Raw genomic sequence first — 25766 nt, 5'->3', positions numbered from 1 at the left:
CTATTTTTGTGAAACCGAACCGGAAAAAGAACGAACCATGCCTGTTGCCAACAGACTGAGAAAGAGGATTATCAGGGGCTTACTGATCACCATTGGAACCTTTGTGGCGTTGATCGCCATGGCTGCTATTGTTTTGTTTACACAACAACAACGGCTCACGAATCTTGCCGTTACGGAACTGAATAAACAGTTTAAAGGCGAGCTGACGCTCGAAAAGAGCAATATCTCCCTCTTCAAAAATTTTCCTTACGTATCTATCGGCCTGCACGGCGTACGCTTTTACGACAACAAAAAGCGCAACGGCAAACCTATTTACCAGGTAGAACATGCGTATGCGGGGTTTAGTCTGCCCGACATTTTCAAAGGCAAATACAACGTGCGCCGCATGATGCTGCGCGGCGGTTACCTGGAACTGGTGCGCAGCCGCGATGGCCAACTCAATATTATCGAGGCCAAAAACCTGGCTGCTGATACGACAACCGCTCCTGCCGCGGATACCAGCGACCGGAGATCAATTTAAAAAGATGGTGATCCGCGACCTGACCATCGCATTCACCGACCGGGCCAGCGGCCGGCGATTCAGCACCAGCATCGAAAAGCTGACGACCAGCTTCCAGAACACTGCCGACCTGCTGAACCTGCACCTCGAAACCGACATGGTGCTGGATATGACCAGTCCGGGCGACACCACCTTTTTCCGGCACAAAAATTACAGCTGGACATCGCCGCGCGGTACGATAAAACGAAACGGCAACTAAACCTGACAGAGGGCGGCATTCAGCTGGAGCAGGCAGACTTTGATATTACCGGCAGTGCCGACCTGGCGCAGAAGCTGGTCGACTTTAAACTGAAGGCTTCCGAGCCGGATATGAAACTCGTGTCTGCCTTTGTACCCAGCGACACCGACTCGCTGTTAAAACCCTTTAAATACGATGCCACGCTGTATTTCGACGGTATTGTAAAGGGGCGTTACTCCGATACCGAACTACCGCTGATAGAAGTGAATTTCGGTTGTAAAGACGCCTGGTTTCACAATACGCAGGCCGACCGGAAAGTGGACCAATTAGCTTTTAAAGGACATTACACCAATGGCGCGGAACATTCGCTGCGCACCTCGGAACTAAGGATGAGTAATGTGATGGCCCGGCCGGGACAAGGCATATTCGACGGCGACTTTATTATCCGTGACTTCACCGACCCGCAGGTGGTGGCGCGCCTGCGCTCGCAGCTGGAGCTGCAGTTTATCGGCGAGTTCCTCGGCATCCCGGACCTCAAACATATTACCGGTACCGTAAAGCTGGATATGAACCTGAACGAATTTACCGACCTCAATATGCCGGAGCAGGCTTTACATAAGCTGAAAGATGGTGTGCAGAGTGAACTCACGGTAACCAACCTGTCGTTCCGCGCGCCGGGCATTCCGTATGTGATAAGGGATATGGACCTGCACGCGGAGATGAAAAACAACCGTATCGTACTGGATACCCTTCGCGTAAAAATGGGTAATTCGGACCTGCGGATGCGTGCATCGATCAGTGACCTGAGCGCTTTGCTGCATGGGCACGACCGGGCACTTACCATAACGCTGCATGCGAGCAGTGATAAACTGGTGCTGAAGGAGTTGTTTGCGTACGACACGGCATTGTCGCGCAAAATGAGCGAGGAAGTGAACGGATTTAATATCGGCGTATCGCTGGCCACTTCCGTGAAGGAACTACGCCAGCCGAAACCGCTGCCCAAGGGCGAGTTTCACCTGCAACAGTTACGCGCATCTTTTTCAAAATACCCGCATGCATTTCATGACCTGGGCTTTACGGCCCGTATCAATGACACGGCGCTGGTGTTAAAAGATTTCGCGGGCATGATCGACGAATCGGACTTCCACTTCAGCGGTCGCGCGATCAATTACCAGCTGTGGTTCCAGGACCAGAAAAAGGTAAAACGCAGATCGCGTTCGATTTTAAATCGAACCGCCTGCCATGGCCGACCTGTTGGGTCCTATCAGCAAGCAGTACGTCCCGGTGGGGTATCAGCAGGAAGAAGCCGGCAATGTATGGCTGCGGGCGAAGGCGGACTTGCGGTATGATACCACTTTTAAATTCGCAAAAGTAAAGATTGCCAATATTTCCGGGGCGTTGAAACAACACCGCTTTACGATGGATAACATCAGCGGCAACCTGTTATACGGCGCCAATAAAATCCTGCGCATCGATACCCTGAAAGGCACGATCGGCCGCAGCGACTTCGACTTGAACCTGCGCCTGTACGCGGGTAAAGACACCGTGATGCGGAAAAAGACAAACTACCTGTACTTCAGCTCCCGTTTCCTGGATGTGGATCAGCTGACGGGATACAGCTTTGCTTCGATGAGCGAACCTGCACCCGCGAAAGCCGCCACCGTTGGTAAAAATCCGATGCTGTGGCACATCGCAAGGCATTCAACATTTTTGAAGTGCCTTTTCCTATGTTTGAAGTAAAGGCGGACGTTGGCCGCATTAAATACAACAAACTCTGGATAAAAGGGCTGACGACGCGGCTGCGCGTGCAGGAAGATCACCAGGTGTTCCCGGATACACTGGGCATGCAAATCGCCGATGGCGCTATCGGCATGCGGGGCACACTGAACGGGACCAACCCGGAGAAGATCTACTTCAGAAGCAGGATCAGGGTGAATGATATCGACCTCGAAAAACTCATGATCAAACTGGACCACTTCGGGCAGGACCTCGTGATCAATAAAAACATCAAGGGCCGCCTGACCGGCAACATCCGCAGCCATGTACAACTGCACCCTGACTTCGTGCCCCTCATGAGCGACACCAAAGCCGAACTGGACGTGGCGATTTACAACGGCTCGCTGGTAGACTTTGCACCCATGCAGGCCGTGGCCGGTTATTTCAAGGACAAAAACTTACGCAACGTACGCTTCGACACCCTGCGGAACAAGCTCACATTCACGAACGGGCAGCTATTGATCCCCACCATGAACATCAACTCCTCGCTGGGTTTTATGGAAATATCCGGGAAGCAGTCGCTGGACCTGAAAATGGAATATTACATGCGCATCCCCATGAAAATGGTGACCAAAGTGGGCTTCCAGGCGATATTTGGACGAAAAGAAGCGGAAGTAGACCTGGAACAGGTCGATGAAATTGAGTACCGCGATAAAGATAAAAAGGTACGATTCATGAATGTGAAGGTGACGGGGACGCCGGAAGATTTTAAAGTGGGATTGGGGAAAGCGAAGAAGTCATAAACGTTGCAGGTCAGGCCTCCTGCAACTTCACATTCCCATGCTCCCCGATTATCTCCATCACGATATCGAAATAAGTTTGCCCGCTCCCCTCCTCCAGCGCCGCGAGCTTTTCGCGGAAATGCTCTTTGTTGAAAGGCGAATCCGGCAGTAACTTCTCCTCGTAGTACCGCTTCGTTACCTCGTATCCCAGCGCAGCTTTGCTTTGCGGCATATCTTTCCAAAGTAGGATGAAGGGTTCCCGGCCATCGATAGCGCCGAAGCCGCCATACAGCAGGTCATTAAACGCATCGAGGCTTTGCCCCAGCTGCCAGCTTTCGTTTTGCATGAACAGGCGATTGATTTCCGCATAAAAAGAAGGAATATCATGAATCCGGCTGCCTTCGATAATAAATTGCTTCACAGTGCTAAAGGTATGACATTCGAAAGTGTTTTTACTGAGCACCAAAAAGGAAGCGGCACGCAGAAAAATGCACTAACTTAGCCGCCACAGTGAACAACATACTTATGCAACGTACCCTCATGGCGACGCTGCTTTGCGTTTCTTTTTGCAAAGCAGGATTGGCCCAGCAACTACCTTATAAGAATAAAAACCTCCCCGTAGCGCAGCGCGTGCAGGACCTGTTAAGCCGCATGACGCCGGAAGAAAAATTCTGGCAACTGTTCATGATTCCCGGCGACCTGGACAAAGCCACACCGGGGCAGTATAAGAACGGCCTGTTCGGTTTCCAGGTGAGCGCGGCCAGCACCGGTGCGGGCGAGGCGGCGCAACAGCTGTTAAGCTACAACAGCAGCCGGGAGAGCGCGTTACAGCTGGCTAAAAAGATCAACCGTATTCAAAAATACTTCGTGGAACAAACGCGGCTCGGCATTCCCCTGCTGTTTTTTGATGAAGCACTGCATGGACTGCTGCGCGACAGTGCCACCTCCTTCCCGCAGGCGATTGGCCTGGCCGCTACCTTCGACACCGCGATGATGCGGCAAGTCGCCGGCGCCATTGCCGACGAAACCAAACAACGCGGCATCCGCCAGGTGTTAACACCTGTGGTGAATCTCGCTACGGACGTACGCTGGGGCAGAACCGAGGAAACTTACGGTGAAGATCCTTTTCTCACGTCTGAAATGGGCGTTGCTTTCGTACGCGCGTTTGAGCAGAAAAATATTATCACCACACCCAAACACTTCGTTGCCAACGTGGCGGATGGAGGGCGCGACAGCTACCCTATCCACCTGAGTGAAAAGTACCGGAAGAAAGCCATTTCCTGCCCTTCAAAGCCTGCTTTGAGCGCGGCGGCAGCCGTTCGGTGATGACAGCGTATAACTCTGTAAACGGCAGGGCGGCCACGGCTAACTCCTGGTTGCTGATGGACAAGCTGAAAAAGAATGGGGCTTCACCGGTTTTGTAATTTCCGATGCCGGCGCTACCGGTGGCACGCTGGTGTTGCATCATACGACCAAAGACTACCCGGAATCCTCGCAGGATGCGATCAACAATGGGCTGGATGTGATTTTCCAGACCGACTACTCCCATCATAAACTGTTCGATCCGCACTTTTACGATGGCGGCATTGCGCAGGAAAGGATCAACGATGCCGTAGCCCGTGTGCTAAGCGCCAAGTTTGAGCTGGGACTGTTCGACAACCCATATGTGGATGAAAAAGAAGCGGCGAAAGCCTATCCGCATAAGCCTATCGCGAAACAGGCGGCGCTGGAAGCGATGGTATTGCTTAAAAACGATAACCGTACCCTCCCGCTGTCTGCAAAGAAAATAGCGGTACTTGGTGCAGACGCAGCTGAAGCCAGGTTAGGCGGTTATAGCGGACCGGGTGTACGTAAAATATCTATTGCTGATGGATTGAAGGAAAAACTTGGCAACAATGCCATCACGTTTGCACCAGGCCCTGGTCGGGCGGAACACGCCTGGGAAGTGCTGCCGGCCGCACAGCTGGGGCATTATGAAGGTAACAGCCTGAAGAAGGGGCTACAGGTGTCGATCTACGACAACATCAACTTACAAGGCAGTGCTATACAAACCGGCATTGATGATAAAATAGATCAGTATTGGACGTTTATGCGTCCCAGTGAAAAGCTGCAACAGGATTTCTACTCCATTAAATGGGAAGGTGTTTTTACCGCAGACAGCACCGGCGCCTACAAGATTGGCCTGAGCGGCAACGACGGGTACCGCCTGTACCTCGACAACCAGCTGCTGATCGACAACTGGACGAAAAAGAGCTTTAGTACCCAGCTGGTCTCGCATCCATTTGAGAAAGGAAAAAACTACCAGTTGAAAGTAGAATTCTTTGAACCGGTATCGAACGGTAAAATTCAGCTGATCTGGGAAAAACAGGACCAGCGTGAAGCACAACTGCGTGCAGCCATATCGACTGCCCGTAATGCGGATGCGGTGGTAGTAGTAGCCGGCATTGAAGAAGGCGAATTCCGCGACCGCGCTATGCTAACGCTGCCGGGTATGCAGGAGCAACTGATCCAGTCGGTAGCGGCACTTGGTAAACCTGTAACCGTGGTACTGATCGGCGGCAGCGCCATCACCATGAACAGCTGGAAAGATAAAGTAAACAGCATCCTGATGGCCTGGTACCCGGGTGAGGAAGGCGGTCGTGCTGTGGCGGAAGTGCTTACGGGCGCATACAACCCGGGTGGCAAACTACCTGTAACATTTCCCGTACACGAAGCACAATTGCCGCTGGCTTACAATCACCTGCCCACTGGCCGTGGCGACGATTACAATAACCTGAGCGGCCGCCCGTTATTCCCCTTCGGCTTTGGACTGAGTTATACCAGCTTTGCCTATAGCAACTTACAACTGGCGAAAACGACCATCGGCCAGGGCGAATCAGTAACGCTCCGCTTCGAGTTGAAAAACACCGGTAAAGTAGCCGGTGAAGAAGTGCCGCAGCTTTACATCCGCGATAACCTTGCCTCGCTGGCCCAGCCGGTAATGGCCTTAAAAGGTTTCCAACGTGTGAAACTGGCGCCGGGAGAGACCAGGACGATCAGTTTTACGATTACCCCTGAATTACTGCGAATGCTGAATAAAGACATGCAATGGGTAGTGGAACCCGGCGCATTTACGATTATGATCGGCGCATCGGCCGCGGATGTGCGGTTAAGTGAGTTGCTCACGGTTAAGTAACTAAAAGCCCCCGGATGTGTCAGGGGCTTTTTACTTATTTCGTTTTAACTGCTTTCAGGTAATACATGAACTGGATATCGTCCGGCGTCAGCAACGCCGCCTGTTCGGGACTTACAGCTTTACGCCTCCATTGTTCGTCCGGGTTAAACTTCACCACTGTTTTATCTTTCCGCATTACGATTGGCAGGTTGAAACCCGGTACACAGTTGGTGTAACGGAAATTCAGCACCCCTTTTCAATATAATACTCCAGCTGCGGGATTTGTGTGGTGGTCACATATTGCTTGAACACCTGCCCGTAATTGAATCCCGTTTTGCGCGTGAAAAACGATGTTACTTCCGAGGCATTTACCGTTTTGTTATGAAAGGTGCTGTTCAGTCCGCGCAGCACCTGGCGGAACAATTCGTCGTTATCCATGCTGTGCCGGATGCTGTGCAACATATTACCTGCTTTAGGATACATATCGCCGCTTCCCTGTGCGTTCACGTTATAAGCCGGCGTAATGGGCGCATCGTTGCGGATGCCGCGGCGGATACCAAAGTTGTATTCATTCCCTGCTTTGGTTCCATAATGATAGTCCGCGAACAGCGTTTCGCTGTAGTTCGTGAACCCTTCGTGAATCCACATATCCGCGAGATCGTTGGTGGTAATGTTATTGCCGAACCACTCGTGACCACTTTCATGAATGATGATGAAATCGTACTTCAATCCCCAGCCATACCCCGATGCATCGCGGCCACGGTAACCAAATTTGTAGCCATTGCCATACGACACGGCCGACTGATGCTCCATGCCGCTATGCGACGCGTCGATCAGCTGGTAGCCGTCTTCATAAAACGGGTACGGGCCAAACCAGTGTTCCATACTTTTGAACATCAGGTGTACCTGCTCCGGCATGTAGCTGCGGGCGCGGGTTTCGTTGTAGTCGAGCACGTGATACGTAACATCCAGCGGACCTTTCTCCCCTTTGTACACCTCTTTGAAAGAAACATATTTTCCAATATAGGGTATGATGCAATAGTTGCTGATAGGGTTTACCACGTTGTATTTCGTAGTGGTGGTGCCATCGTTATTGTTTTTAGTAGCAACCAGCCGGCCGTTGCCAATAGCAACCAGTGTATCGGGCACCGTCATCGTTAACGAGGCCCCTTTGTCCGGCTCATCGCTCTGGTGGTCTTTATTCGGGTACCAAATGGAAGCGCCGAGTCCCTGGCAGGCCACCGTCATCCAAGGACGGCCGAGCGAATCCTTTGCGAAAATAAACCCACCGTCCCACGGCGGACGAATGGCCTCGTGCACCTGGCCATGATAATAAATACGCACGCTGTTTTCGGCCGCCAGCTTTTGCGCCGGCACCTTAATATGCCATACACTTTCGTAACGGGCAAAGGGCAGCGATTGCCGGCCGTTATAAATCACGCTGTCTATTTCCAGCGGTTTGGCCATATCGATCTGCATGGCCGTAGCGCCGTTATTGGCGCGAACTACCTTGTATTTGATTTCGTTGGAACCGCTGAGGGATTTGGTGGAGAAGTCTGGCTTAATGTCCAGCTCATAGCGTTGTACATCCCACCACACCCGTTCTGGCGTGAGGGAACCGCGGAGCGTGTCGGCCTTTGTAAAAGATTGCTGTGCGGACGCGGTGGCCGGGAGTACGGCCATCAACAAAAAGGAGAAATACTTGTGCATACGCTAATATGGCGTTTGTTGCGATGGGAAGGTGGCTGTTTTTTAACCGGTTCTTCGCTGTATTTAACTACCAGGGGACCAATACGATTTTACCCGAGAAAAGCCCCCGCCTACCCATCCCCCTTTCGTTGTCCGTTCGATAAAGGCGGTCAGTACCGGAGGGGTTATCGGGTAATCCGGTACACGCAACGCTGGTCGTCCGCTACAATATGCTTGATCCGGTCTACTTTAAACTCCTTGCCTATCAGGGCCCTGAAGTTGGTCAACTCCGCACGGCAGAAACCCTGGCAGGCTTTGGCGGCCGCACAGATGGGGCAATGATTTTCGATGAGGAAGTAAGCGTCGTCTTCTTTCGTCCATTCGGCCATGTAGCCCTCCTGGGTGCGGATGCGGGCGAGGGTATCCAGTCGTTGCTCTAAAGTATCGGCTTCGGTGAGGGCCTTTTCATAACGTTGATAGGTTTGCTGTTCCCGGTCACCGATCAGCAGGTCGAGGGCGTTATCGCCGAGGAGCTTTTTTACAGAATCGAGCAGGTCCACCGTCACCTGTGCATGCGCGTCCGGCAGGTAAGCCCGGCCCTTATCGGTTAAGGTGTAGTAAGTAATGGGCCGCCCTACCCGCTCACTTTTCATGCTGCTCTGCACCACCCCGTCCTCCGCCAGTTTCAGCAGGTTCAGGCGGGCGCCTTCTTTGGTCATGCCCAACTCTTCCGCCAGCAAAGCGGCAGTCACCTCCCCTCTTGTTTTGATAAAGGTCAGGATGTTAATGGTGGCGATTTTCTTCATTAAGCAAATAAAGATTGTTAAAACAACACACAAAGTTAGCCAATTATCTCCATCAACCTAATAAAACAATTTTTATTTGTTTTATTGAAGATCTTCCTATTTTTGTAGAGAATTAAAAATAAGAATCATGGCTTACACATTACCATCCTTACCATATGCCTACGAGGCGTTAGAACCGCACTTCGATGCGCAGACAATGACCATTCACCACACCAAACATCACCAGGCATACATCGACAACCTGAACAAAGCGATTGCCGGCACAGAACTGGAAAATGCCACACTGGAAGACATCCTGAAGCATATCAGCAAACACAGTCCCGCCATCCGCAACAATGCGGGCGGTCATTATAATCACTCCCTGTTCTGGAGCATCCTCTCCCCCAATGCTAAAACGGCGCCCGAAGGCAAACTGGCAGAGGCGATTAACAGCACGTTCGGCAGCCTCGATGAGCTGAAAGCGAAACTGAAAGCCGCCGCACTGGGACAATTCGGCTCGGGCTGGGCGTGGTTGCTGGTGAAGTTCAATGGCGCATTGGAAATCAGCGCTACGGCTAACCAGGACAATCCTATCATGGACACGAACCTGATTTCGCGCGGCTTCCCGATACTGGGTGTAGACGTGTGGGAGCATGCTTACTACCTGAAATACCAGAACAAACGTGCCGATTATCTGGACGCTTTCTGGTCGGTGCTGGACTGGTCTGCGGTAGAAAAACGCTACCAGGACCTCACTAAAATCTAAACAAAATGGAGCTCATTAACAAGGTAGATGCCTCGGGGATTTTGTCTGTAGACCTGAAAGATTACCGTCCGCAGCAAACCATCGTGTTCTTTGATATTAGTCCGCACCTGCACATGGGCTTGATGCTAAAGGAAAAGGAATTCCGGGCTTCGCTGGAAAACACAGACTGGGAGCAATTCCGCGATAAAGCAGTGGCTGTTGGTTGCAGTACGGACGCGATCATTCCTACCTGGGCGTATATGATGCTGGCGGATAAACTGCAGGGCATTGCGGCCTGTACGGATTACACCACGCCCGAAAACCTGGCGTTGCAATTGTGGAAGAATAATATCCGCAACGCAACGCGGTTTCTCGCAGCTGCGGGACCAGAAGGTGGCGGTGAAGGCGGGCGAGACCGAGCCGTCGCTGTATATAACGATAACGGACAAACTGAAACCGCTGGTAAAAACCCTCATGTACGGGGAAGCCGGTCTGCCTAAAGTGATTTACAAAAGATGAAAGCATTAATATTCAACGGCGCCCTCGAAAGACGCGCCAACGCAACACCCGAGCGCATTGCGCTGCACCTGGAAAGCGTATTGGCAGCAGCTGGTATAACGAGCGATATCTATAACATCGCCGATTCCGGCATCCCCTTGTTCGATATTACCTTGAACAAAACGCCGCATGCCGTGGAAGTGATGAACCACCGCTTCCGCGAGGCGGACATACACATCTGGCTGACGCCCCTGTACCATGGCAGCATGACGGGGTGATGAAAAACTGCCTCGACTGGCTGGAGTACAGTGCCAAATTGCCGGCGCCTTACCTTACCGGTAAAACCGTAGGACTGGTTTGCTGGGCCGACGGCGTACAGGCCATGCAGGGCATTGCGGCCATGGACGCGGTGGCGAAATCCCTCCGCGCCTGGACGGCCCCCTATAGTGTGCCGATTCAACGAAAAGATCTGTTTGATGAAACGGGCGCCGTGAGTGATGCCTACCGCGAGCGTTTTAAACTGCTGGTAGATGTGATGTTGACTGGCCCCGGCGTGGTGAGTAGCAGATAAACGTTCCTGTTATCCTGAGTAACGGGTAATGATCGCCTGTGGTCCTGAGCTGCAGGCAGCAACAAAAAGGCCGCATCTCCGGATGCGGCCTTTTGCGATTACTTTTTAGTGCACTTCGTGGTGAGCTTTACGGTAACGCCACCGGCATTCGTCGTGGAAGTACCATCCGTTTCAATTTTCTTAATCTGTGCAGCCGTATAATCGCACTGCTCGAGTTTTTGAGACGCGTCCGCCTGACCGGAAACAGTAGTAGTAACAGTGCAGGTCCAGCAGTAAGTAGCGTTCGGATCCACCTTGTCGTCTTCTTTACCACATGCAAATACGAAAACAGACAGTGCTGCCACTGCGAAGATCAATTTTTTCATTTTGGAAATCTTGGATTATAGGTTATAGGATAAAAATGGTATTAGTTGGCTGTCCTCTACATTAGCTGTATTGCATTCTTTTTAAGTTGATACAAATATACATTTAAAATATTTACATATGCAAATATAATTCGATACTTAATAAAGATAAATATTCCGGATACGTCTTTATTATAATGGCGCGGCGGCTTACCTTGCAGCCCAAAACTGACTGACCAAGACAAAACATGGAAATTTCTTTATGGATGTACCTGCTCCTGGCAGGGATATTAGTGGCCGGCATCGCCATTTTTATAAGCACGCGGAAACGGAAAGGGAAAAGCAATAACAGCAAATTCACCGCGGAGAATGCGCGCTTCATTGTATTAGTGGGCTCCGAAAACGGCACTACGATGAAGCTGGCGACCTCGGTGTACGAACACCTGCTGGAGGGTGGGCACGCCGCTTATCTTGCCACGCTGAACAATTACCAGGCTTTTCCGCAGGCGGAGCACCTGATCGTGTTAACTTCTACGTACGGCTCCGGTGAAGCACCGGCTTCGGCTAAAAGTTCATGGACCTGTTGCCTACGGTACAACAAACGCAAAGATCAAATTCTCGGTGATGGCCTTTGGCTCGCGTAACTACCCGGACTTCTGCCGGTTTGGTTACGACGTGCACCTGGCCCTCACCAACCAGGAATGGGCGGTGCCTTTCCGGATATTCATACCATTGATGACAAGTCGCCCGACCAGTCGGACCTTTGGATAGCGGCCTGGTTTAAGCAGATGAACCTGCCTAAAATGGAATTGCCCCATTACCTGACCCGCGCCCCCTTGGCCTGAAACCGATGACGGTGATTTCGCGCAGTGAGGCCGCACATACGGACGGCGCATTCCGCATTCGCCTGAAAACGAGTTCCAGCTTTACCTCCGGTGACCTGCTGGCCATTTATCCCGCCAACGACTACCGCGAACGCACGTATTCCATTGGTAAGGTGGACAAAGAAATACAGCTGAGCGTTAAACTGCACCCCTCCGGCTTTGGCTCGGGTTACCTGTACAACCTGCAACCTGGCGATACGATCCAGGCGCGCATAGTGGCTAACTACGACTTCCGCTTCCCAACGTTCGTACCCAAAGTGATCATGATCGCCAATGGTACGGGCATCGCCCCTTCCCCGGGCATGATCGATCAAAATAAAAGAAAACCGAAACGCACCTGTATTGCGGTTTCCGGGGTGCATCCTCTTTTGCGCTGTACGAAGAAGAAATGAAGCAACACCGGAAAGCGGGCAGCTGACTAAACTGCACGTGGCTTACTCCAGGGAAGGCAATAAACAATATGTAAAGGACCTGCTGGAGCGCGATGCGGACTTCATCGCCGCCACCCTTGCCGGAGAAGGTACTTTAATGGTATGCGGCTCGCTGGCCATGCAGCATGATGTAATGCAGTTCCTTGACGCGCTTTGTAAAGAGAAACACGGTAAGAGCATCAGTCATTATGAATCGCACGGGCAGGTATTACTGGACTGCTACTAGCAAGAAAAGGCTCCACCCGGCGGTGGAGCTTTTTCTTTCAGCGCCAACAGAACGATTCATTTTATGTTTTAAATCCACCTGCAGGCGAAAAATTTGCTGCGCTTACAATATTTCCCCCTTCATCCGCCTTCCTAAGTAAGAAGATATTTTACTTATATGGCAAGGAGACTTTTCCTGATATTAGCGCTCTTCCTGGTGGGCGACCTCTATTTTTACCAGGCAGTGACTACCCTCACGCAAAATCAGCTACTACACAACCTTTATTGGCTGGTCGATGTGCTGCTGATAGCAGGCATTATATCCATTATTACCATGCTGCGGGGCGGCAGGCACGTACAACGGCTGGTGACGCTGACAATGGGCGCCATGATGCTGAGTTTTATCCCTAAAATGTTTGCTTCGCTGGTATTGATGGCAGAGGACTTCGTGCGCCTCTTCCGCGGCTTCCCGGCAAGGAATATCTATGTAAGCGAGGTGGCCCTGGCAGTGGCCGCTATATTCTTCCCGGTGATTCTTTTCGGCATCACCCGCGGGCGGCATTTCTACCGGGTGAAACGGGAAACGATCACCTTCCCGGACCTTCCGGAGGCGTTTGACGGGTTTACCATTACGCAAATATCGGACGTGCATTCGGGTAGTTTCAGCGATCCCAGGGGTGTGCAAAAGGGCCTGGACCTGGCAAACGCGCAAAACAGCGACCTGTTGTTATTTACCGGCGACCTCGTCAACAATACAGCTTCCGAAATGGACCCCTGGATTTCCAGCTTCGCGCAACTGAAAGCGCCTTATGGTAAATATTCAGTGCTCGGCAACCACGATTATGGTGACTACATGCGTTGGGAAAGCGATACCGCAAAAGCAGCCAACCTCAAACGTCTGAAAGAGATACATGCCGAAACCGGCTTCCGCTTATTGCTGAACGAAGCTGTGACCATCAGAAAGCAGGGCGAAAGCCTGGCGCTGGTGGGTGTGGAAAACTGGGGCAAGGGTGGTTTTCATAAGTATGGCGACTTAAAGATGGCCACCTCCCATGTGCCCGACGCTGCTTTTAAAATACTGATGTCGCACGACCCTTCTCATTGGGACGAAGTGACGCTGGATCACCACCAGCATATTCACCTGACCCTGGCGGGCCATACCCACGGCATGCAGTTCGGCATAGAGCTGTTCGGCTTTAAATGGAGCCCTATCAAATATTTTTACAAGCAATGGGCGGGATTATACAACCAGGGCGGGAAATACCTGTATGTAAACCGTGGTTTCGGGTTCCATGGACTGAAGGGCAGGATAGGTATCTGGCCGGAGATTACGGTACTCACCTTAAAGCGGGGCGAGGTCGCCTAAAAGCTCTGGCCCCTGGTTTGATATAATGTTTCCCGAGAACTTTGTGTATGACGAACAACATTAACAATTCAACGGAACTATATCCTTACCAGGAACGTGACCTTAACACGCTTTTCGATCAACTGACACAGGCCGCCCGCGGCAGCAAAATACTGTACCAGCTTCCCACCGGGGGCGGCAAAACGAGGATATTCTCGGAAATTGCCAAATGGTACCTCACCCATCAGCAGCAAAAAGTAGTGGTGCTCACACACCGTGTGGAACTGAGCAGGCAAACTTCCGCCACGTTGAAAAAGATGGGCATCAACACAAAAATTATTAACAGCGCGGTAAAGCGGTTAAGCGCCCGGACGACGTACGATTGTTACGTTGCCATGGTGGAAACGCTCCGCAACCGCATCAAAAAAAGCTGTTCGATCCCTCGGATATAGGGCTGGTGATTATTGATGAAGCGCATCATAACGCCTTCCAGAAATTGCTGCACCGGTTTCCAAAGGCAATAGTCGTGGGCGTTACCGCCACCCCACTTAGCTCTAATGCCGACCTGCCGATGAACAAAACGTATCAGCAGCTGATTATCGGCGAAAGCATCGACGGCCTGATAAGACAGGGATATTTGGCGAAACCGGTTACCTGGCGGTATGATGTGGAACTGAATTCGCTTAAAACAGGCGTGTATGGCGATTTCACGATCAGTACTTCGGATGAGCTGTACTCTTCCCGCGCCATGCTCGATCTGTTGTTGCACGCATACGAAACGCACTCGAAGCATAAGAAAACATTAATTTTTAATAACGGTATCTTCACCTCCCGGAATGTGTGCAAACTCTTCGAGGAAGCCGGCTACCCGGTGAAACACCTCGATAACCGGCACACGCCGCAGGAACGGGAAGACATCCTGAAATGGTTCAAAAGACCAAAGGCGCCATTCTTACTTCCGTATCGATTCTTACCACCGGCTTCGATGAACCAACCGTTCAAACCGTAATCCTGAACCGCGCCACGACTTCGCTTACGCTCTACCACCAGATGATTGGCCGGGGATCGAGACGATTGCCGAAGAAAAAGACATTTAATATTATCGACCTGGGGAATAATATAGACAGGTTTGGGGCCTGGCAGTCGCCCGTAGACTGGCAGCTCATTTTTGACAGGCCTGAAGCATATATCGAAAGCCTGCGTTACCAGACAACGGTAGAAACAAGATCCATTTCTGCAGACCTGCGCGCGAAGTTCCCGAACACACTTCAACTATCGTTCGATGTGCAGGGCGCATACCACGAAGCCATCGACGCGGGTAAAAAAGCCAGCGTAGTGATCCGTGACGCGATCCGGCAACATGCCATGATGTGTATTGAAAATAGTAGTTCCATTGCACAGGCGCTGGAGCTGGCGGATGAGCTGGACCAGGAGATACAATGGCGCATCAAACAATATGGCAAGTGCCTGGGCAAAGTGACAAAGAATTATACCGACTGGCTGGCGGAAGATTATAAATCCCGGCTGAAAACCCTTGTACAAAGGTTTATGCAACGACAACTGACACAGGGAAAAAGCAGGCGTCGCGCGGCCTAACAGGCAGCGTCGCAAACAGCCCTTTTATTGTCTGATTCGGCCCCCGTTGGCATCTGAATTTATGCGCACCTTTGAGATGTACAAAAATCAATGTTATGTCAAACAACGTCTCACTGCACAGGATGCTGAAAACCTCGCCCGAAAAAGTATACCGCGCCTTTACAGAAGCCGCTGCGTTTGCTGCCTGGCTGCCTCCATATGGATTTACCTGCACCGTTCATGAACTGGACGCAAAACAGGGCGGATCCTACCGCATGTCGTTCCAGAACTTCTCAACGGGTAACAGCCACTATTTCGGCGGCACTTACCTGGAACTGAAGCCTAATGAATTCATCAAATACACAGATAAATTCGAGGATCCTAATCTGCCAGGTGAAATGGTAACCATCGTGTGGCTAAAGAAAACCATTGCCGGCACCGAGGTAAAAATCACGCAGGAAAATATACCGGCAGCTATCCCTGCGGAGATGTGTTATCTCGGCTGGCAGGAATCGCTGGAGAAACTGGCGAAACTGGTAGAGCCGGAAATCCCGGATGCATGATAAAGTAAAACGGGGCGTCTCCACTGAAAGAAAAGCCCCGTTGTTTATTTACATCCAGCCCGGGTTTTGCCCGAGTTTGGGGTTTCTCACCCGCACATCTTCCGGGATGGGGTATAAGTATTTAGCATCCAGCCACTGGCGTGCGCCAGGGTTCCAGCGCACTTCGCCGGACGTACCGTTCGACAATTGAATTCTGCCCACAGCGGTAGAAGTACTTACATCCACGAAGGCAATGCCCGGCGTGGTGGAAGCCGGCTTCGTTCCCTGGTAAAAGTATACATCTTTCACACCGTCGCCGTTCAGGTCGTATTCGCCCAGGGCAGGTACATACATACCGTTCATGTCGGCAGACTGGAACAGCTCCCCAATTTTCCAGCGACGCAGGTCATCGGGACGGCGGCCTTCGAAAATCAGTTCCACACCTCTTTCGCGCAGCACTTCCAGAATACCGGTCAGTAAATTTGTTGGCGTAAAAACTAACCATGTAAGGATCGGCAACAGTTGGCAACGTGGTGAGTGTGGCCCCGGTGATGCCCGCTCTCTTGCGCAGCGCGCCGATGGTGTTGGTCCATTCCGCCGCAGTCATCCTGTTCAGTTCCGCCAGTGCTTCTGCTTTATTCAGCAGCACTTCCGCCCAGCGCATAATGATATGCGCGTTATCATTACGGCTTTCGTCATCAAAAGGAAAGCGCTCATCATAACACCATTTGATAGGTTGATAACCGGTATAAGTCTGGTTAAAGTTCGGTGGCGCGATCACAGAAAGGCCATTTTCGGTCCTGCGGTACTCACCGAGGCGAATGGTTTGTTTCAGGCGGAGGTCACGGTTCTTGACTTCCTCCACGAAAGGCGTGGTCGTATATGCCGGGTTGCTGGTGAAAGAAGTTCCGTCGAGGTTCAGGTAAGTATTCACGAAACGGCGTGTCAGGCTGGGACGGTTACCGTAAGTGGGACTTATAAACCGGCGATTGGCAGAGCTGTATACCTGCAGGTTGCTGCTGAGCGCCACGGCCAGTATGGTTTCGTCTGTATAAGGCGATTTGGCCAGGAACAGCTCGCGGTAGCCCCTGTCTTTCGTAGCGCCTTCGTGCAATGAAAAACCTTTGATCGCATCCGCTTCCTTCACAACCTCCTCAAACCAGGCAGCGGCGGTTGCCTGCTTGCCATAGTTCGTGTGGTATTTGCGGAACGACGCTTCGAACAGGCATATGCGTGTTTTATAAGCACGCGCCACGTTTTTCGTAATACGGGTGCAACTGGCATCCGATGCGAGGGTGATGTTTTCGATCGCGTAGTTCAGGTCAGACAGTACGCTGTCCATTACCTCGAAACGATCATTGCGTGCGGCGAACAACATGGCCGTATCGCTGATCGGGATCGTTTTATTGATCCAGGGTACATTACCGAAACGTTTCACCTTTTCAAAATAAAACAGTGCACGGAAGAAGTGGGCCATGCCGAGGTAATGACCTTTGTTCTGCACCTTGCTTTTTCTGCATTTTCGATAAAGTAATTAATGTTCCGAAGGTCGGTCCACGACCAGCCGGAGCTGGTGATGGGCGATAATGCGCCGGGCGCCGGTAGTTGTCCACACCGTTGCGGGCTACGAGGTCCGAATTATCATCGTCCTGGAACACGCCCACGTCGGTGCCAGGCAACAGGTCGTAGAAAGAATTCGTGTATAATTCCAGCCCGCTTTCAGAGCCGAACACCGCATCGTTCGTCGCCGTATCTACCGGCAGTTCATTCAAATCGCAGGCGCTCATCGTCAACAGCGCTGCTACAACAGCTATATAGTTTAATATCTTCATCATTTAGAAATTGAGGGTGAGGCCTACAGATACAGATTTGAGCATGGGATAGTTGTACCCATCGCCGCTGGTACCACCGCTCAGGTCGCGGTCGGAGCCATAGATATTTGTTACATCCGTATCGCGGGTCCATTTGTACATCGGCGACCAAGTCCACAGGTTTTCACCTGCTACATATACTCTCAGATCCCTGGCGTGTATTTTAGCAATGAGGCGTTTCGGCAGCGAGTATCCCACCTGCAGGGTTCTCATCCTGATATAAGCTGCATTTTGCAGGTAGCGATCATTAGCCACCTGTAACGCACGACCGGTGCCCTGCGCCACATAACCTACCAACCGGGGCAGGTATGCGTCGAAATTGCCGAGTTCTTCGCGGAACATATTGTTTTCCTGCCAGGCCGGGTAGGCATTATAGGGACGGTTGTACATTCCCCAGAAGCGCGCTTCCGCAGAAGGATACCAATCCTGTTTCATTACCCCCTGGAAATAAGTAGAAAGGAAGATGCCGTTCCAGTCGCCGGACAGACCAAAACCATATGTGTAGCGGGATTCTGAATTACCGATGATGGTTTTATCACCGGAGTTGCCTACACGGTTCAGGCCCTGGTAAATTACCTTATCGCCATCCAGGTTTTTAAATTTGATATCGCCCGGATAGTTTTTGCGGGTGTTCGTATTGGGGATATTAGCCTGTGAAGGAGAATTGGCAATATCATCCGCAGATCTGAACAGACCTTCTACACGGTAGCCCCAGATCTCGCCTACGCGCATACCTGCGTAGTAGTCGCTGAGGTCCTTATCAGGATTGTTGTATTTGGTCACCTCTGCCCATGAATCGGCCATCACAAAACGCACATCGTAAGTAAATGGCCCGGAGGCCAGCGTGAATGCATCGCCCCAGTTCAGGGACACTTCCCAGCCGGTCGTTTTCAGATCGGCGTAGTTACCCCTGGGCACCGTTGTACCGAATACTTCCGGTACGGTGGGGCCTTTGGTAAACATGTCTTTCGTTTGGCGGCGATACATATCACCGGCAAATGAAAGGCGACCATTCAATGCGGAGAAATCCAATCCTATATTAGCAGTGGTAGAGGTTTCCCAGGTAAGCCCCGCGGGAACTACGCCCGGCTGGCGGGTAGTCTGCGGACGAATACCATTGATCACGCGACCAGACTGCGTAATATCGAACTTCTCATTGAACGCATAAGGCGCAATGTTACCATTACCCAACGAACCATAGGAAGCGCGCAGTTTGATATTGGATATCGCTTTAGGGCTCACGTGCCAGAAATTTTCTTCAGATACTCTCCAACCGGCGGATACAGACGGAAAGAAGGCCCATTGCTGGTTGCTCGGGAATTTAGAGGAGCCGTCCAGACGACCATTCACCTCCAGCAGGTAACGCTCGCGGAAGTTATAGTTCACGCGGTAAAAGCCGCCGGCAATAGCCCATTTCTGGTAACCACCGGTCGTGGTGATGCTTTGTCCCAGCGCGAGGCTGATATCGTCCGCATCGCCGTAAATAATACCGTTACGTTGTGCGGTAAGGTTGCTGTACACCGACTGCTCGTAGTTGAAACCTGCGAGGAAGGTGAAATTATGACCGCCGTTCAGCTTCGCCACGTAATCTGCATAAAGTTTGTGGCGAGGTAGTTGGTCGTTCGCTTACGTTCCTGCAGATCATTGGTGTTGGTACCGGTGTAGCCGATCACGTTCTGCGCGCGGCTGTAAGGCACCTGCACGCGGTTCTGCTGAGAACCAATGTCGTTGCTCTGGAAAGTAAGATCCGCGCGAACGGTCAGTTTGTTATCGAGGAACTTTGCCCTTGCGCCCACCTTGTTTCTCAGGAAGCGTTGGGTATTATCGATACCGTTCCGGCCAATGTAGTAATCACCCACGGTGTAGGCTGCCGAAAAAGACAGCGTACCATCAGGATTTAACAACGGCGCCAGCGGGTGGCCTTCGTCGGCGATATTGCGGTAAATGCCACTACCCTCGCCTACGTTCACCGGCTGGTGATACTTTTGTACAGAATACTCCGTATTATTTTCGATGGTCAGCCAGGGCGTTACCTGCATGGTGCCTTTCGCGCGCATGTTGTACATCTTGTAATCGTCGCTGTTATAGCGGAACAGGCCATCCTGGTCGTTATAACGCCCGCTCAGGTAGAAAGTTGCTTTATCACTGCCACCGGAAACCGACAGATTATGGTCCCTGGCGCCGAAATTCTTCTTATACAATTCGTTGTACCAATCGGTGCTATAGAAGTACTGGTATTCACCGGTGCTGGGATTTACCTCAATTCTCGGTAAAGAAGGATCTTCCCATCTTCTTTTGATTTCGGCCAGATAAGCGGGCGAGAAGCTGATGGTCTTATTGATTGCGGTAGGTGTGCTGCCGTTGTCGTTCCACCTTGACCAGGCATCGCTGAACGCTTTCGCCCATGGGTACGATTCGGTGATGTTGTCAGGCACTTCGGTGGGCGCTTTGATCGCGTAGTTGGTAGCATACGTAACGCTGGCCTTACCACCGGTCGGCATTTTAGTGGTGATGAGCACCACGCCGAATGCAGCGCGTGCACCGTAAATAGAGGCAGATGCCGCATCTTTCAGTACAGAGATGCTTTCCACATCGTTGGGATTCAGCATACGCGGATCCCCCTCTACCCCATCGATCAACACCAATGCACTACCACCTTGCCCGATAGACGTGGTACCACGGATATTGAATGAAGGAGATTGCGTGGGCTTACCATCGAGCATGCGCAGGTTGAGGTTGGGCACCACCCCCACAAGTCCCTGCGCCAGGTTGGGAATAGGGCGGTTCTGTAATACGTCCGGGCCCACCTGGTCTACCGCGCCGGTCAGGTTTACTTTTTCTGTGTACCGTAACCCACTACCACTACCGTATTCAACGATTTAGGATCGGTTCCGAGCTGCACGTTGAGCGAAGCCCCTTTACCCGCCACCACTTCCTGGTTCAGGAAGCCGATATAGCTGAACACGAGTATCGTATTTTCGTCGGGTACGTTGAGGCTATAATTACCATTAACATCCGTAGTGGTGCCGTTGGTCGTTCCCTTAATAATGACGCTAACACCAGGCAAAGCCTCGCCGTTAGCGGCGTTAGTCACCTTACCTGTTACGCGTTTGTCTACATTTTCTGATGTGGCCGCCCGCGCGTGCGACGGCATTACCACCGCACTGCTTACCACGGCCACGAATGCCGCGCAGACGATGGTCTTTTGGAGAATGCGCGAGGTTAAATAAAGTAAATTTTTTCTCAAATACATACAATAACTTTTGATATAGTCTCAATAAATAAATGATGCGCTTTCAACATTACAATCATGAAAGAGAGCAGGAGTAAATACAATAAAACCCTTGCTGGCAGCGGACTGCCAACGACGACGATAATCACTACGCTTAGATTAGTGAAACAAAATTGGAAAAATTACAGCAGAAGTTTATTCGCGGTGGAAGCAATTAACAAATTCATAATCTTATCGTGAAGTTCAATAAAATTGCTGCAATTAGATGGCGGTCGTGTAGGGTCAAACAACCGGAAACAGTACGCTGATGTTTGCCATCTTAGCGTGCGCGACAAAATAGAGGGTCTGCCATTGTTGGGTCAGCACAGCCTGTTTGCTGTTCGCGGCATCCCAGGGCGGGTAAACGCGAATGCCACGTTTCCCTTCGCGGCCATTCGCGGTAACAATTCCTTTTTCTATCAATACATTTTTGGGAAAGATGAATTGTCCGAACTCGGCGCCGCTTGTAGCTGTAATGATCACGTAGTCGAAGTCGTCGGTGGCATCGAACGGACAAGTATCGCCAGCTTCGTTGCGTTTCCAGATAGTAACGAACTGCCCGGTTTTAGCAGGCGTAATTTTCGACACGCGGTGTATGACCGGCCTTCCATTTAAACGAAACGTGCAGGCGCCATATTCAGCGCTTTCGGCCTGTTGGACGAAATCGGTGATTTGCATTGCATGCGGGGTGTACAGCTGCGATTGTGCTTTTTGCAGTTCGGGTGGCAGTTTCATGTTATGTGAATATACAGCTATTTCCAACCCGGAGGCAAAACGATGATTGACGCAGAAGATCATCAATAACCTCATAGGAGCGGCAAACATGTACGGTGTAAAGTTAGCGGGATCCGGGGACAGGCAGCTGGCTGCCCTGTATACAATATCACGATAAAAGTAGGCAAAGTTATCGGCATGCCTGCCAAAACAAACAATAATTACCGCCAAATTGCTACAAACCCGCCGAAATGCCGGGCACCCTTTCAACTGGCACAAAAGATGTTGCTATAGAACGGATTAAAACAAAGCATATGGCAACACAAACTGCAATATTAGCCGGCGGGTGCTTCTGGGGAGTGGAAGAACTGATCAGGGCACTGCCAGGCGTAACGGAAACACGTGTTGGTTATACAGGCGGTAATGTACCCAACGCCACTTACCGGAACCACGGCACACACGCGGAAGGCATTAAAATCACATTTGAACCGGATATACTCTCCTACCGGAAACTGCTGGAGTTTTTCTTCCAGATCCACGATCCTACCACGCGCAACCGCCAGGGAACGATATCGGCACTTCCTACCGGTCGGCCATTTTTTACCTGGATGAGGAACAGCAGACAACAGCAACGGCACTGATCGGGGAATTATCAACTTCCGGCATCTGGCCTAACCCTATCGTAACCGAAGTAGTACCGGCCGGCGACTTCTGGGATGCGGAGGAAGAGCACCAGGATTATCTCCAGAAACATCCAAATGGATATACCTGTCACTATATAAGACCAGACTGGCAATTGAAATAACGACTAACGGACAGGGCGCAAAAGGCGTCCTGTTTGCGTCTTAACCTTTTTTACCGATCACGCCCAGGTGCGTAAAGTTGAATCCCTCGGGCAGTTTTAAACCGTACCCCATTAACCGGTCCAGGCTGCTGTGGCCTAAAAGTACCAGTCCTGCCAGCTGTACGGCGGGCTGATACAGGCATAACCCGAATCCCCATACTGCCACCGCCAGCAACTGATGATGAAACAAGTTATAAATGATCCCTCCCACCCTGTTGCCCAACAGGTATCCGAACATGCTTATATCCGGCGCCAGGAATAAAACGATCCACATCCACCAGCTGAAATGAATGGGCAGCATATGAAGCAGTACTACAGCTATGATAAACGGAACGATGGCCTCGGCCTGTAACAGATATTTCATGGTGCGTTTGTTTTAACACCACAAAGATCAGCGATGCACCTGGCGGAAAACGTTTACATAAGATAAGAAAATGGACGGCCGTTATTTTTCCAGCAGTCGTTTGCGGATGCGGCTCAGGCTTACCGGCGTGATGCCGAGATAGTTGGCAATGTAATGCTGTGGGATTCTTTCAAGTATTTTCTGCTTGTTACCGTGTAATAACTCCGGGTAGCGTTCTTCCGGGCTCATAGTAAGCAGCCCGGCCATGCGCTCTTCCAGTCCGATGGCGAGATATTCCGCCAGCAACCGGCCGAATCGCTCCCAGCGCGGCGCTTTTTCATAGAGCATTTGCAGGTGTGCATACGGGAACGTGAGCAGCCGGCAGTCTGTCAGCGCCTCTATGGTGAGTTGGGACGGTTTATTTGTCAGGGCGCTGATATAAGATCCCACAAAATGGTTTTCGAAATAGAAATAAGTGGTTTTCTCCGCTCCGTCGCGGGTATAATAATGCCGCATATTACCGGAGAGTACAATGCCCATACGCTGTTCCTTCTGCCCTTCGTTGATCCATTTTTCTCCCTTGGAAAGATGGTGATACGCCAGCGCAGGTAGTAACAAGTCCCATTCTTCGGCAGTAAGTGGTACGAAGCGAAGGATGGCGGATTTCAAAACGGCTATATCCTGGTCGGCGATCATAAGGGTAAGTTAGGAGAAAAATGCGAAACAGCCCTGGCACCACCTATAATACTTGTTACTAGGAGAAGCACAAACGTTCGATCACGTCCAGCACACCACCTTCATTATTATCTTTCTCCGTCACAAAGTTCGCCGTTTCAAGAATTTTCGGATAAGCATTCTTCATCGCATAACTGTGCGTTGCCACCTTCATCATTTCATAGTCATTCATGAAATCGCCGAACACCAGCGTTTCGTCGGGCGTAACGTCATGCAGTTGTTGCAATACCTGCACAGCAGCACCTTTATTCGCATCGGGACGGGTAATATCCAGCCAGGCGGAGCCGCCTGCAGCGATCTGGAGCCTGTCTTCATAATGCTTATAGTATGGATAGCTGTTATCATTGGCGCCACGAAGATCACAAAGCGACAATTTCAGCACTGCTTCTTCCACTTTTGTAAGATCTTCCACCACTTTGAACTTCTTGTGAAATACAGCAATCCTGTTGACCAGTCCTTCGTCCGCATTCTCGATATACCACTGCTCTTTCCCGCATAATACCGGCCAGGCGTCGGGAACCGTGCGTGCGGTCGTGATTAAATCGGCTATCATATTTGCCGGCAAGGGTTTAGACGATACCTCTGCCTGCTGATGTACAATAAAGCTGCCGTTATCGGAGATCGTATAAATCTTGTCCATGATCGGCTCAAAGTGCTCTTTTATGCTGAAATAAGGCCGGCCGGATGCAATGCTGAACCGGATGCCCTTGTTGAACAAGCGTTCAGTGATTTCCCAAAAACGTTCGGGTACCTGGTGCCGATCGTTAAGCAGTGTGCCATCCAGGTCTGTTACAATAAGTTTTATCATGATATTTTTATTTCCGCTAATCATTTTAACAATGCAAATTTATGCAAATTTGCAAAATACCGCAAATAACTTTCTGTTAAATCAGGGAAAGAAAAAACCCATTCCGGTGGAATGGGCCGATAGTATATTTACAATCAATAACTTACAACAACTGAATATCCAGGTTACGAAACTCGTCCAGGTCCTCGTGATCGGTACTCAAATCCGTTACCGGGATGTCTATATCGGTGATATCACAAACCTTAAAAGCATCTACCCGCCGGAGGTTTTCGTGGTTAGCCAGAACTGCTGTAGTGCGGGCAGCCTTTTTCATGGCCCGCTTTACTTCCGCATCCAGCTGCGCGTCGCCGGAAACGCCGAAGCGCTGGTGCACGCCGCAGGTTCCCATCAAATATAAATCGGCGGTAAAATCGGCAATGGCAGTGCAGGTAGCATGCCCGGAAAAGGACTGCAGCCGGCGCTCATAGTTGCCACCAGCCACGATCAGCTCCACATGCTGATAGGGCGCCAATACGCCAATCAGGGCGTAATTATTCGTCACTACCCGCAGGCGGATATCCGCCGGAAAGTATTCCGCAATAGCGCGCATGGTAGTGCCGCCATCCATGAATACCGTCATGCCATGGTGTATGAGTTGCTGGGTTTTTAACGCAATAACGTCTTTTTCTTTCTTAAGATAAGATTGCCTGTCCCGGAAGGTCAGCGGATTCGTAGCACGGGGGATGGCGCCACCGCGGACCTTCGACAACAGCCCGTTTTTATGCAGGTACTCGATATCCCTGCGAATCGTATCGTCCGACACATTTAACCTTGCCGCCAGGTCTTCAAATGTGACGCCACGCTTCTTCTTCAGACTATCGAGGATAAATTCAAACCGCTTCTCTTTAACATGATGCACGTTGTTTTGGCAAATGCAAAAATATGCAATTTTGCAGATTATTGCAAAATTACGCATAACCGGGAAACGCCGTGTACGCAGTCAAAGGGCTGACCGGTCTGGTCAGCCCTCCTGTTATTTTCGTTTATTCAACCATATTCCGAGACTTAACTTTCCCGGGAAGTAGAACTGACTGTTATGCGTAGTCGACTCGCCGGTCGGATCAATATAGCCCTGCTCCAGCGAATGCCCTAAACCGATGTTCATATCGAGGCTAAACCTGCTCCTGTAATTCCGCTGC

The 25766-nt window shown here is 51.0% G+C and carries 33 protein-coding genes and 3 pseudogenes; 20 read left to right on the top strand and 16 right to left on the bottom strand.

The annotated features are described in order from the left end of the window. Positions 1-37: 37 nt before the first annotated feature. From MKQ70_RS03550 to MKQ70_RS03530, 5 genes are all read left to right on the top strand, one after another. The gene (locus tag MKQ70_RS03550; protein ID WP_248068110.1) at positions 38-520 is read left to right on the top strand and encodes an AsmA family protein; all 483 of its coding nucleotides are present in this window, start codon (positions 38-40) and stop codon (positions 518-520) included. Between the two features lie 4 nt (positions 521-524). Then, on the top strand, positions 525-758 hold the full coding sequence (locus tag MKQ70_RS03545; RefSeq protein WP_248068107.1) for a hypothetical protein: 234 nt from the start codon (positions 525-527) through the stop codon (positions 756-758). Between the two features lie 110 nt (positions 759-868). Beyond that, a complete protein-coding gene (locus MKQ70_RS03540) occupies positions 869-2086 on the top strand; it encodes a translocation/assembly module TamB domain-containing protein (RefSeq protein WP_248068105.1) in 1218 nt (405 codons plus the stop codon). Continuing rightward, positions 2022-2477: a hypothetical protein gene (locus tag MKQ70_RS03535; protein ID WP_248068103.1), complete on the top strand. Its 456-nt coding sequence runs from the start codon at positions 2022-2024 to the stop codon at positions 2475-2477. Before MKQ70_RS03540 ends, MKQ70_RS03535 begins: the two co-directional genes overlap by 65 nt. Next, complete coding sequence (locus MKQ70_RS03530) at positions 2420-3256, top strand: AsmA-like C-terminal region-containing protein (RefSeq protein ID WP_248068101.1); 837 nt, start codon at positions 2420-2422, stop codon at positions 3254-3256. The genes MKQ70_RS03535 and MKQ70_RS03530 overlap by 58 nt, the downstream gene beginning before the upstream one ends. A gap of 10 nt (positions 3257-3266) precedes the next feature. Here MKQ70_RS03530 and MKQ70_RS03525 read toward each other — a convergent pair whose 3' ends face one another. After that, positions 3267-3656: a barstar family protein gene (locus MKQ70_RS03525; RefSeq protein ID WP_248068099.1), complete on the bottom strand. Its 390-nt coding sequence runs from the start codon at positions 3654-3656 to the stop codon at positions 3267-3269. Between the two features lie 104 nt (positions 3657-3760). On the opposite strand from MKQ70_RS03525, the gene MKQ70_RS03520 reads away from it, so the two are divergent. After that, positions 3761-4561, top strand: coding sequence for a glycoside hydrolase family 3 N-terminal domain-containing protein (locus MKQ70_RS03520; RefSeq protein ID WP_248068097.1), 801 nt, complete (start codon positions 3761-3763; stop codon positions 4559-4561). A gap of 130 nt (positions 4562-4691) precedes the next feature. Further along, on the top strand, positions 4692-6410 hold the full coding sequence (locus MKQ70_RS03510; RefSeq protein WP_248068095.1) for a glycoside hydrolase family 3 C-terminal domain-containing protein: 1719 nt from the start codon (positions 4692-4694) through the stop codon (positions 6408-6410). A 34-nt stretch (positions 6411-6444) separates the two neighbouring features. Here the strand turns inward: MKQ70_RS03510 and MKQ70_RS03505 are convergent, their stop codons facing one another. The 3 genes from MKQ70_RS03505 to MKQ70_RS03495 all read right to left on the bottom strand — a co-directional run bounded on the left by MKQ70_RS03505 (position 6445) and on the right by MKQ70_RS03495 (position 8884). After that, the gene (locus MKQ70_RS03505) at positions 6445-6639 is read right to left on the bottom strand and encodes a hypothetical protein (protein ID WP_248068091.1); all 195 of its coding nucleotides are present in this window, start codon (positions 6637-6639) and stop codon (positions 6445-6447) included. Next, on the bottom strand, positions 6633-8099 hold the full coding sequence (locus MKQ70_RS03500; protein WP_248068087.1) for a M1 family metallopeptidase: 1467 nt from the start codon (positions 8097-8099) through the stop codon (positions 6633-6635). Before MKQ70_RS03500 ends, MKQ70_RS03505 begins: the two co-directional genes overlap by 7 nt. Positions 8100-8263: 164 nt before the next feature. Then, positions 8264-8884 (bottom strand): helix-turn-helix transcriptional regulator, encoded by a 621-nt coding sequence (locus tag MKQ70_RS03495; RefSeq protein ID WP_248068084.1) that lies wholly within the window; start codon positions 8882-8884, stop codon positions 8264-8266. Positions 8885-9011: 127 nt separating this feature from the next. On the opposite strand from MKQ70_RS03495, the gene MKQ70_RS03490 reads away from it, so the two are divergent. From MKQ70_RS03490 to MKQ70_RS03475, 5 genes and pseudogenes are all read left to right on the top strand, one after another. Continuing rightward, positions 9012-9629 carry a superoxide dismutase gene (locus MKQ70_RS03490; RefSeq protein WP_248068082.1) on the top strand — a complete coding sequence of 206 codons (618 nt, stop codon included), beginning with the start codon at positions 9012-9014 and terminating at the stop codon, positions 9627-9629. 5 nt (positions 9630-9634) lie between these two features. Next, positions 9635-9955 (top strand): annotated as a pseudogene (locus MKQ70_RS03485) (DUF2480 family protein); the annotation flags it as partial. Positions 9956-10001: 46 nt separating this feature from the next. After that, positions 10002-10127, top strand: coding sequence for a hypothetical protein (locus tag MKQ70_RS41960; RefSeq protein WP_372489927.1), 126 nt, complete (start codon positions 10002-10004; stop codon positions 10125-10127). Further along, a complete protein-coding gene (locus MKQ70_RS03480; protein ID WP_248068078.1) occupies positions 10124-10384 on the top strand; it encodes an NADPH-dependent FMN reductase in 261 nt (86 codons plus the stop codon). Before MKQ70_RS41960 ends, MKQ70_RS03480 begins: the two co-directional genes overlap by 4 nt. Further along, complete coding sequence (locus MKQ70_RS03475) at positions 10381-10677, top strand: NADPH-dependent FMN reductase (RefSeq protein WP_248068068.1); 297 nt, start codon at positions 10381-10383, stop codon at positions 10675-10677. Before MKQ70_RS03480 ends, MKQ70_RS03475 begins: the two co-directional genes overlap by 4 nt. Before the next feature lie 98 nt (positions 10678-10775). On the opposite strand, the gene MKQ70_RS03470 is transcribed toward MKQ70_RS03475, so the two are convergent. Then, entirely contained in the window at positions 10776-11042 is a 267-nt protein-coding gene (locus MKQ70_RS03470; RefSeq protein ID WP_248068066.1) for a hypothetical protein, read from the bottom strand. Positions 11043-11269: 227 nt separating this feature from the next. Here MKQ70_RS03470 and MKQ70_RS03465 point away from each other — a divergent pair, with 227 nt between their 5' ends. The 7 genes and pseudogenes from MKQ70_RS03465 (at position 11270) to MKQ70_RS03430 (ending at position 16023) form a co-directional block, all read left to right on the top strand. After that, positions 11270-11665, top strand: coding sequence for a flavodoxin domain-containing protein (locus MKQ70_RS03465; protein ID WP_248068063.1), 396 nt, complete (start codon positions 11270-11272; stop codon positions 11663-11665). 57 nt (positions 11666-11722) lie between these two features. Further along, positions 11723-11866 (top strand): hypothetical protein, encoded by a 144-nt coding sequence (locus MKQ70_RS03460; RefSeq protein ID WP_248068060.1) that lies wholly within the window; start codon positions 11723-11725, stop codon positions 11864-11866. A gap of 5 nt (positions 11867-11871) precedes the next feature. Continuing rightward, on the top strand, positions 11872-12297 hold the full coding sequence (locus MKQ70_RS03455) for a ferredoxin reductase domain-containing protein (RefSeq protein ID WP_248068058.1): 426 nt from the start codon (positions 11872-11874) through the stop codon (positions 12295-12297). Positions 12298-12334: 37 nt separating this feature from the next. After that, entirely contained in the window at positions 12335-12562 is a 228-nt protein-coding gene (locus MKQ70_RS03450) for a ferredoxin reductase domain-containing protein (RefSeq protein WP_248068056.1), read from the top strand. Between the two features lie 156 nt (positions 12563-12718). After that, on the top strand, positions 12719-13906 hold the full coding sequence (locus MKQ70_RS03445) for a metallophosphoesterase (RefSeq protein ID WP_248068054.1): 1188 nt from the start codon (positions 12719-12721) through the stop codon (positions 13904-13906). Between the two features lie 47 nt (positions 13907-13953). Further along, positions 13954-15481, top strand: a pseudogene (locus MKQ70_RS41955) (DEAD/DEAH box helicase). Positions 15482-15576: 95 nt separating this feature from the next. Next, the gene (locus MKQ70_RS03430; protein WP_248068050.1) at positions 15577-16023 is read left to right on the top strand and encodes an SRPBCC family protein; all 447 of its coding nucleotides are present in this window, start codon (positions 15577-15579) and stop codon (positions 16021-16023) included. A gap of 48 nt (positions 16024-16071) precedes the next feature. On the opposite strand, the gene MKQ70_RS37520 is transcribed toward MKQ70_RS03430, so the two are convergent. The 7 genes from MKQ70_RS37520 to MKQ70_RS03400 form a co-directional block, all read right to left on the bottom strand. Further along, positions 16072-16443, bottom strand: a complete 372-nt coding sequence (locus MKQ70_RS37520) for a RagB/SusD family nutrient uptake outer membrane protein (RefSeq protein ID WP_308198914.1) — start codon at positions 16441-16443, stop codon at positions 16072-16074. Further along, positions 16409-17506 (bottom strand): RagB/SusD family nutrient uptake outer membrane protein, encoded by a 1098-nt coding sequence (locus MKQ70_RS03425; protein WP_308198913.1) that lies wholly within the window; start codon positions 17504-17506, stop codon positions 16409-16411. Before MKQ70_RS03425 ends, MKQ70_RS37520 begins: the two co-directional genes overlap by 35 nt. Further along, positions 17445-17837, bottom strand: coding sequence for a hypothetical protein (locus MKQ70_RS03420; protein ID WP_248068047.1), 393 nt, complete (start codon positions 17835-17837; stop codon positions 17445-17447). Before MKQ70_RS03420 ends, MKQ70_RS03425 begins: the two co-directional genes overlap by 62 nt. Further along, positions 17838-19457 (bottom strand): SusC/RagA family TonB-linked outer membrane protein, encoded by a 1620-nt coding sequence (locus MKQ70_RS03415; RefSeq protein ID WP_248068045.1) that lies wholly within the window; start codon positions 19455-19457, stop codon positions 17838-17840. It abuts the gene before it with no gap. Next, the gene (locus MKQ70_RS03410; RefSeq protein WP_248068042.1) at positions 19445-20680 is read right to left on the bottom strand and encodes a TonB-dependent receptor plug domain-containing protein; all 1236 of its coding nucleotides are present in this window, start codon (positions 20678-20680) and stop codon (positions 19445-19447) included. Before MKQ70_RS03410 ends, MKQ70_RS03415 begins: the two co-directional genes overlap by 13 nt. Before the next feature lie 23 nt (positions 20681-20703). Continuing rightward, the gene (locus tag MKQ70_RS03405; RefSeq protein ID WP_248068036.1) at positions 20704-21120 is read right to left on the bottom strand and encodes a carboxypeptidase-like regulatory domain-containing protein; all 417 of its coding nucleotides are present in this window, start codon (positions 21118-21120) and stop codon (positions 20704-20706) included. A gap of 267 nt (positions 21121-21387) precedes the next feature. Beyond that, positions 21388-21879, bottom strand: coding sequence for a MepB family protein (locus tag MKQ70_RS03400; protein ID WP_248068032.1), 492 nt, complete (start codon positions 21877-21879; stop codon positions 21388-21390). 230 nt (positions 21880-22109) lie between these two features. Here MKQ70_RS03400 and msrA point away from each other — a divergent pair. Continuing rightward, a pseudogene (gene msrA, locus MKQ70_RS03395) lies at positions 22110-22663 on the top strand (peptide-methionine (S)-S-oxide reductase MsrA). A gap of 40 nt (positions 22664-22703) precedes the next feature. Here the strand turns inward: msrA and MKQ70_RS03385 are convergent. From MKQ70_RS03385 to MKQ70_RS03370, 4 genes are all read right to left on the bottom strand, one after another. Next, positions 22704-23066 carry a DUF4260 domain-containing protein gene (locus MKQ70_RS03385; RefSeq protein WP_248068027.1) on the bottom strand — a complete coding sequence of 121 codons (363 nt, stop codon included), beginning with the start codon at positions 23064-23066 and terminating at the stop codon, positions 22704-22706. Positions 23067-23147: 81 nt separating this feature from the next. Next, the gene (locus tag MKQ70_RS03380; protein WP_248068024.1) at positions 23148-23741 is read right to left on the bottom strand and encodes a Crp/Fnr family transcriptional regulator; all 594 of its coding nucleotides are present in this window, start codon (positions 23739-23741) and stop codon (positions 23148-23150) included. Between the two features lie 58 nt (positions 23742-23799). Beyond that, a complete protein-coding gene (locus MKQ70_RS03375) occupies positions 23800-24588 on the bottom strand; it encodes an HAD family hydrolase (RefSeq protein WP_248068022.1) in 789 nt (262 codons plus the stop codon). A gap of 142 nt (positions 24589-24730) precedes the next feature. Further along, a complete protein-coding gene (locus MKQ70_RS03370; protein WP_248068020.1) occupies positions 24731-25486 on the bottom strand; it encodes a DeoR/GlpR family DNA-binding transcription regulator in 756 nt (251 codons plus the stop codon). Positions 25487-25766 lie beyond the last annotated feature (280 nt).

The sequence above is a fragment of the Chitinophaga sedimenti genome, assembly GCF_023156195.1.
GTDB classification, from domain to species: Bacteria; Bacteroidota; Bacteroidia; order Chitinophagales; family Chitinophagaceae; genus Chitinophaga; species Chitinophaga sedimenti.
The sequence above is the reverse complement of the archived record's forward strand: the minus strand, read 5'-3'. Positions and strand labels throughout refer to the sequence as shown.

What these genes read in the sequence shown, in the direction of transcription:
- MKQ70_RS03550 (WP_248068110.1), top strand. Translation starts at nt 38, where the DNA reads ATGCCTGTTGCCAACAGACTGAGAAAGAGGATTATCAGGGGCTTACTG.
- MKQ70_RS03385 (WP_248068027.1), bottom strand. Translation starts at nt 23,066, where the DNA reads ATGAAATATCTGTTACAGGCCGAGGCCATCGTTCCGTTTATCATAGCT.
- MKQ70_RS03420 (WP_248068047.1), bottom strand. Translation starts at nt 17,837, where the DNA reads ATGATGAAGATATTAAACTATATAGCTGTTGTAGCAGCGCTGTTGACG.
- MKQ70_RS03445 (WP_248068054.1), top strand. Translation starts at nt 12,719, where the DNA reads ATGGCAAGGAGACTTTTCCTGATATTAGCGCTCTTCCTGGTGGGCGAC.
- MKQ70_RS03400 (WP_248068032.1), bottom strand. Translation starts at nt 21,879, where the DNA reads ATGAAACTGCCACCCGAACTGCAAAAAGCACAATCGCAGCTGTACACC.
- MKQ70_RS03490 (WP_248068082.1), top strand. Translation starts at nt 9,012, where the DNA reads ATGGCTTACACATTACCATCCTTACCATATGCCTACGAGGCGTTAGAA.
- MKQ70_RS03480 (WP_248068078.1), top strand. Translation starts at nt 10,124, where the DNA reads ATGAAAGCATTAATATTCAACGGCGCCCTCGAAAGACGCGCCAACGCA.
- MKQ70_RS03465 (WP_248068063.1), top strand. Translation starts at nt 11,270, where the DNA reads ATGGAAATTTCTTTATGGATGTACCTGCTCCTGGCAGGGATATTAGTG.
- MKQ70_RS03375 (WP_248068022.1), bottom strand. Translation starts at nt 24,588, where the DNA reads ATGATAAAACTTATTGTAACAGACCTGGATGGCACACTGCTTAACGAT.
- MKQ70_RS03540 (WP_248068105.1), top strand. Translation starts at nt 869, where the DNA reads ATGAAACTCGTGTCTGCCTTTGTACCCAGCGACACCGACTCGCTGTTA.
- MKQ70_RS03430 (WP_248068050.1), top strand. Translation starts at nt 15,577, where the DNA reads ATGTCAAACAACGTCTCACTGCACAGGATGCTGAAAACCTCGCCCGAA.
- MKQ70_RS03460 (WP_248068060.1), top strand. Translation starts at nt 11,723, where the DNA reads ATGGGCGGTGCCTTTCCGGATATTCATACCATTGATGACAAGTCGCCC.
- MKQ70_RS03495 (WP_248068084.1), bottom strand. Translation starts at nt 8,884, where the DNA reads ATGAAGAAAATCGCCACCATTAACATCCTGACCTTTATCAAAACAAGA.
- MKQ70_RS03470 (WP_248068066.1), bottom strand. Translation starts at nt 11,042, where the DNA reads ATGAAAAAATTGATCTTCGCAGTGGCAGCACTGTCTGTTTTCGTATTT.
- MKQ70_RS03545 (WP_248068107.1), top strand. Translation starts at nt 525, where the DNA reads ATGGTGATCCGCGACCTGACCATCGCATTCACCGACCGGGCCAGCGGC.
- MKQ70_RS03455 (WP_248068058.1), top strand. Translation starts at nt 11,872, where the DNA reads ATGACGGTGATTTCGCGCAGTGAGGCCGCACATACGGACGGCGCATTC.
- MKQ70_RS03520 (WP_248068097.1), top strand. Translation starts at nt 3,761, where the DNA reads ATGCAACGTACCCTCATGGCGACGCTGCTTTGCGTTTCTTTTTGCAAA.
- MKQ70_RS03500 (WP_248068087.1), bottom strand. Translation starts at nt 8,099, where the DNA reads ATGCACAAGTATTTCTCCTTTTTGTTGATGGCCGTACTCCCGGCCACC.
- MKQ70_RS03380 (WP_248068024.1), bottom strand. Translation starts at nt 23,741, where the DNA reads ATGATCGCCGACCAGGATATAGCCGTTTTGAAATCCGCCATCCTTCGC.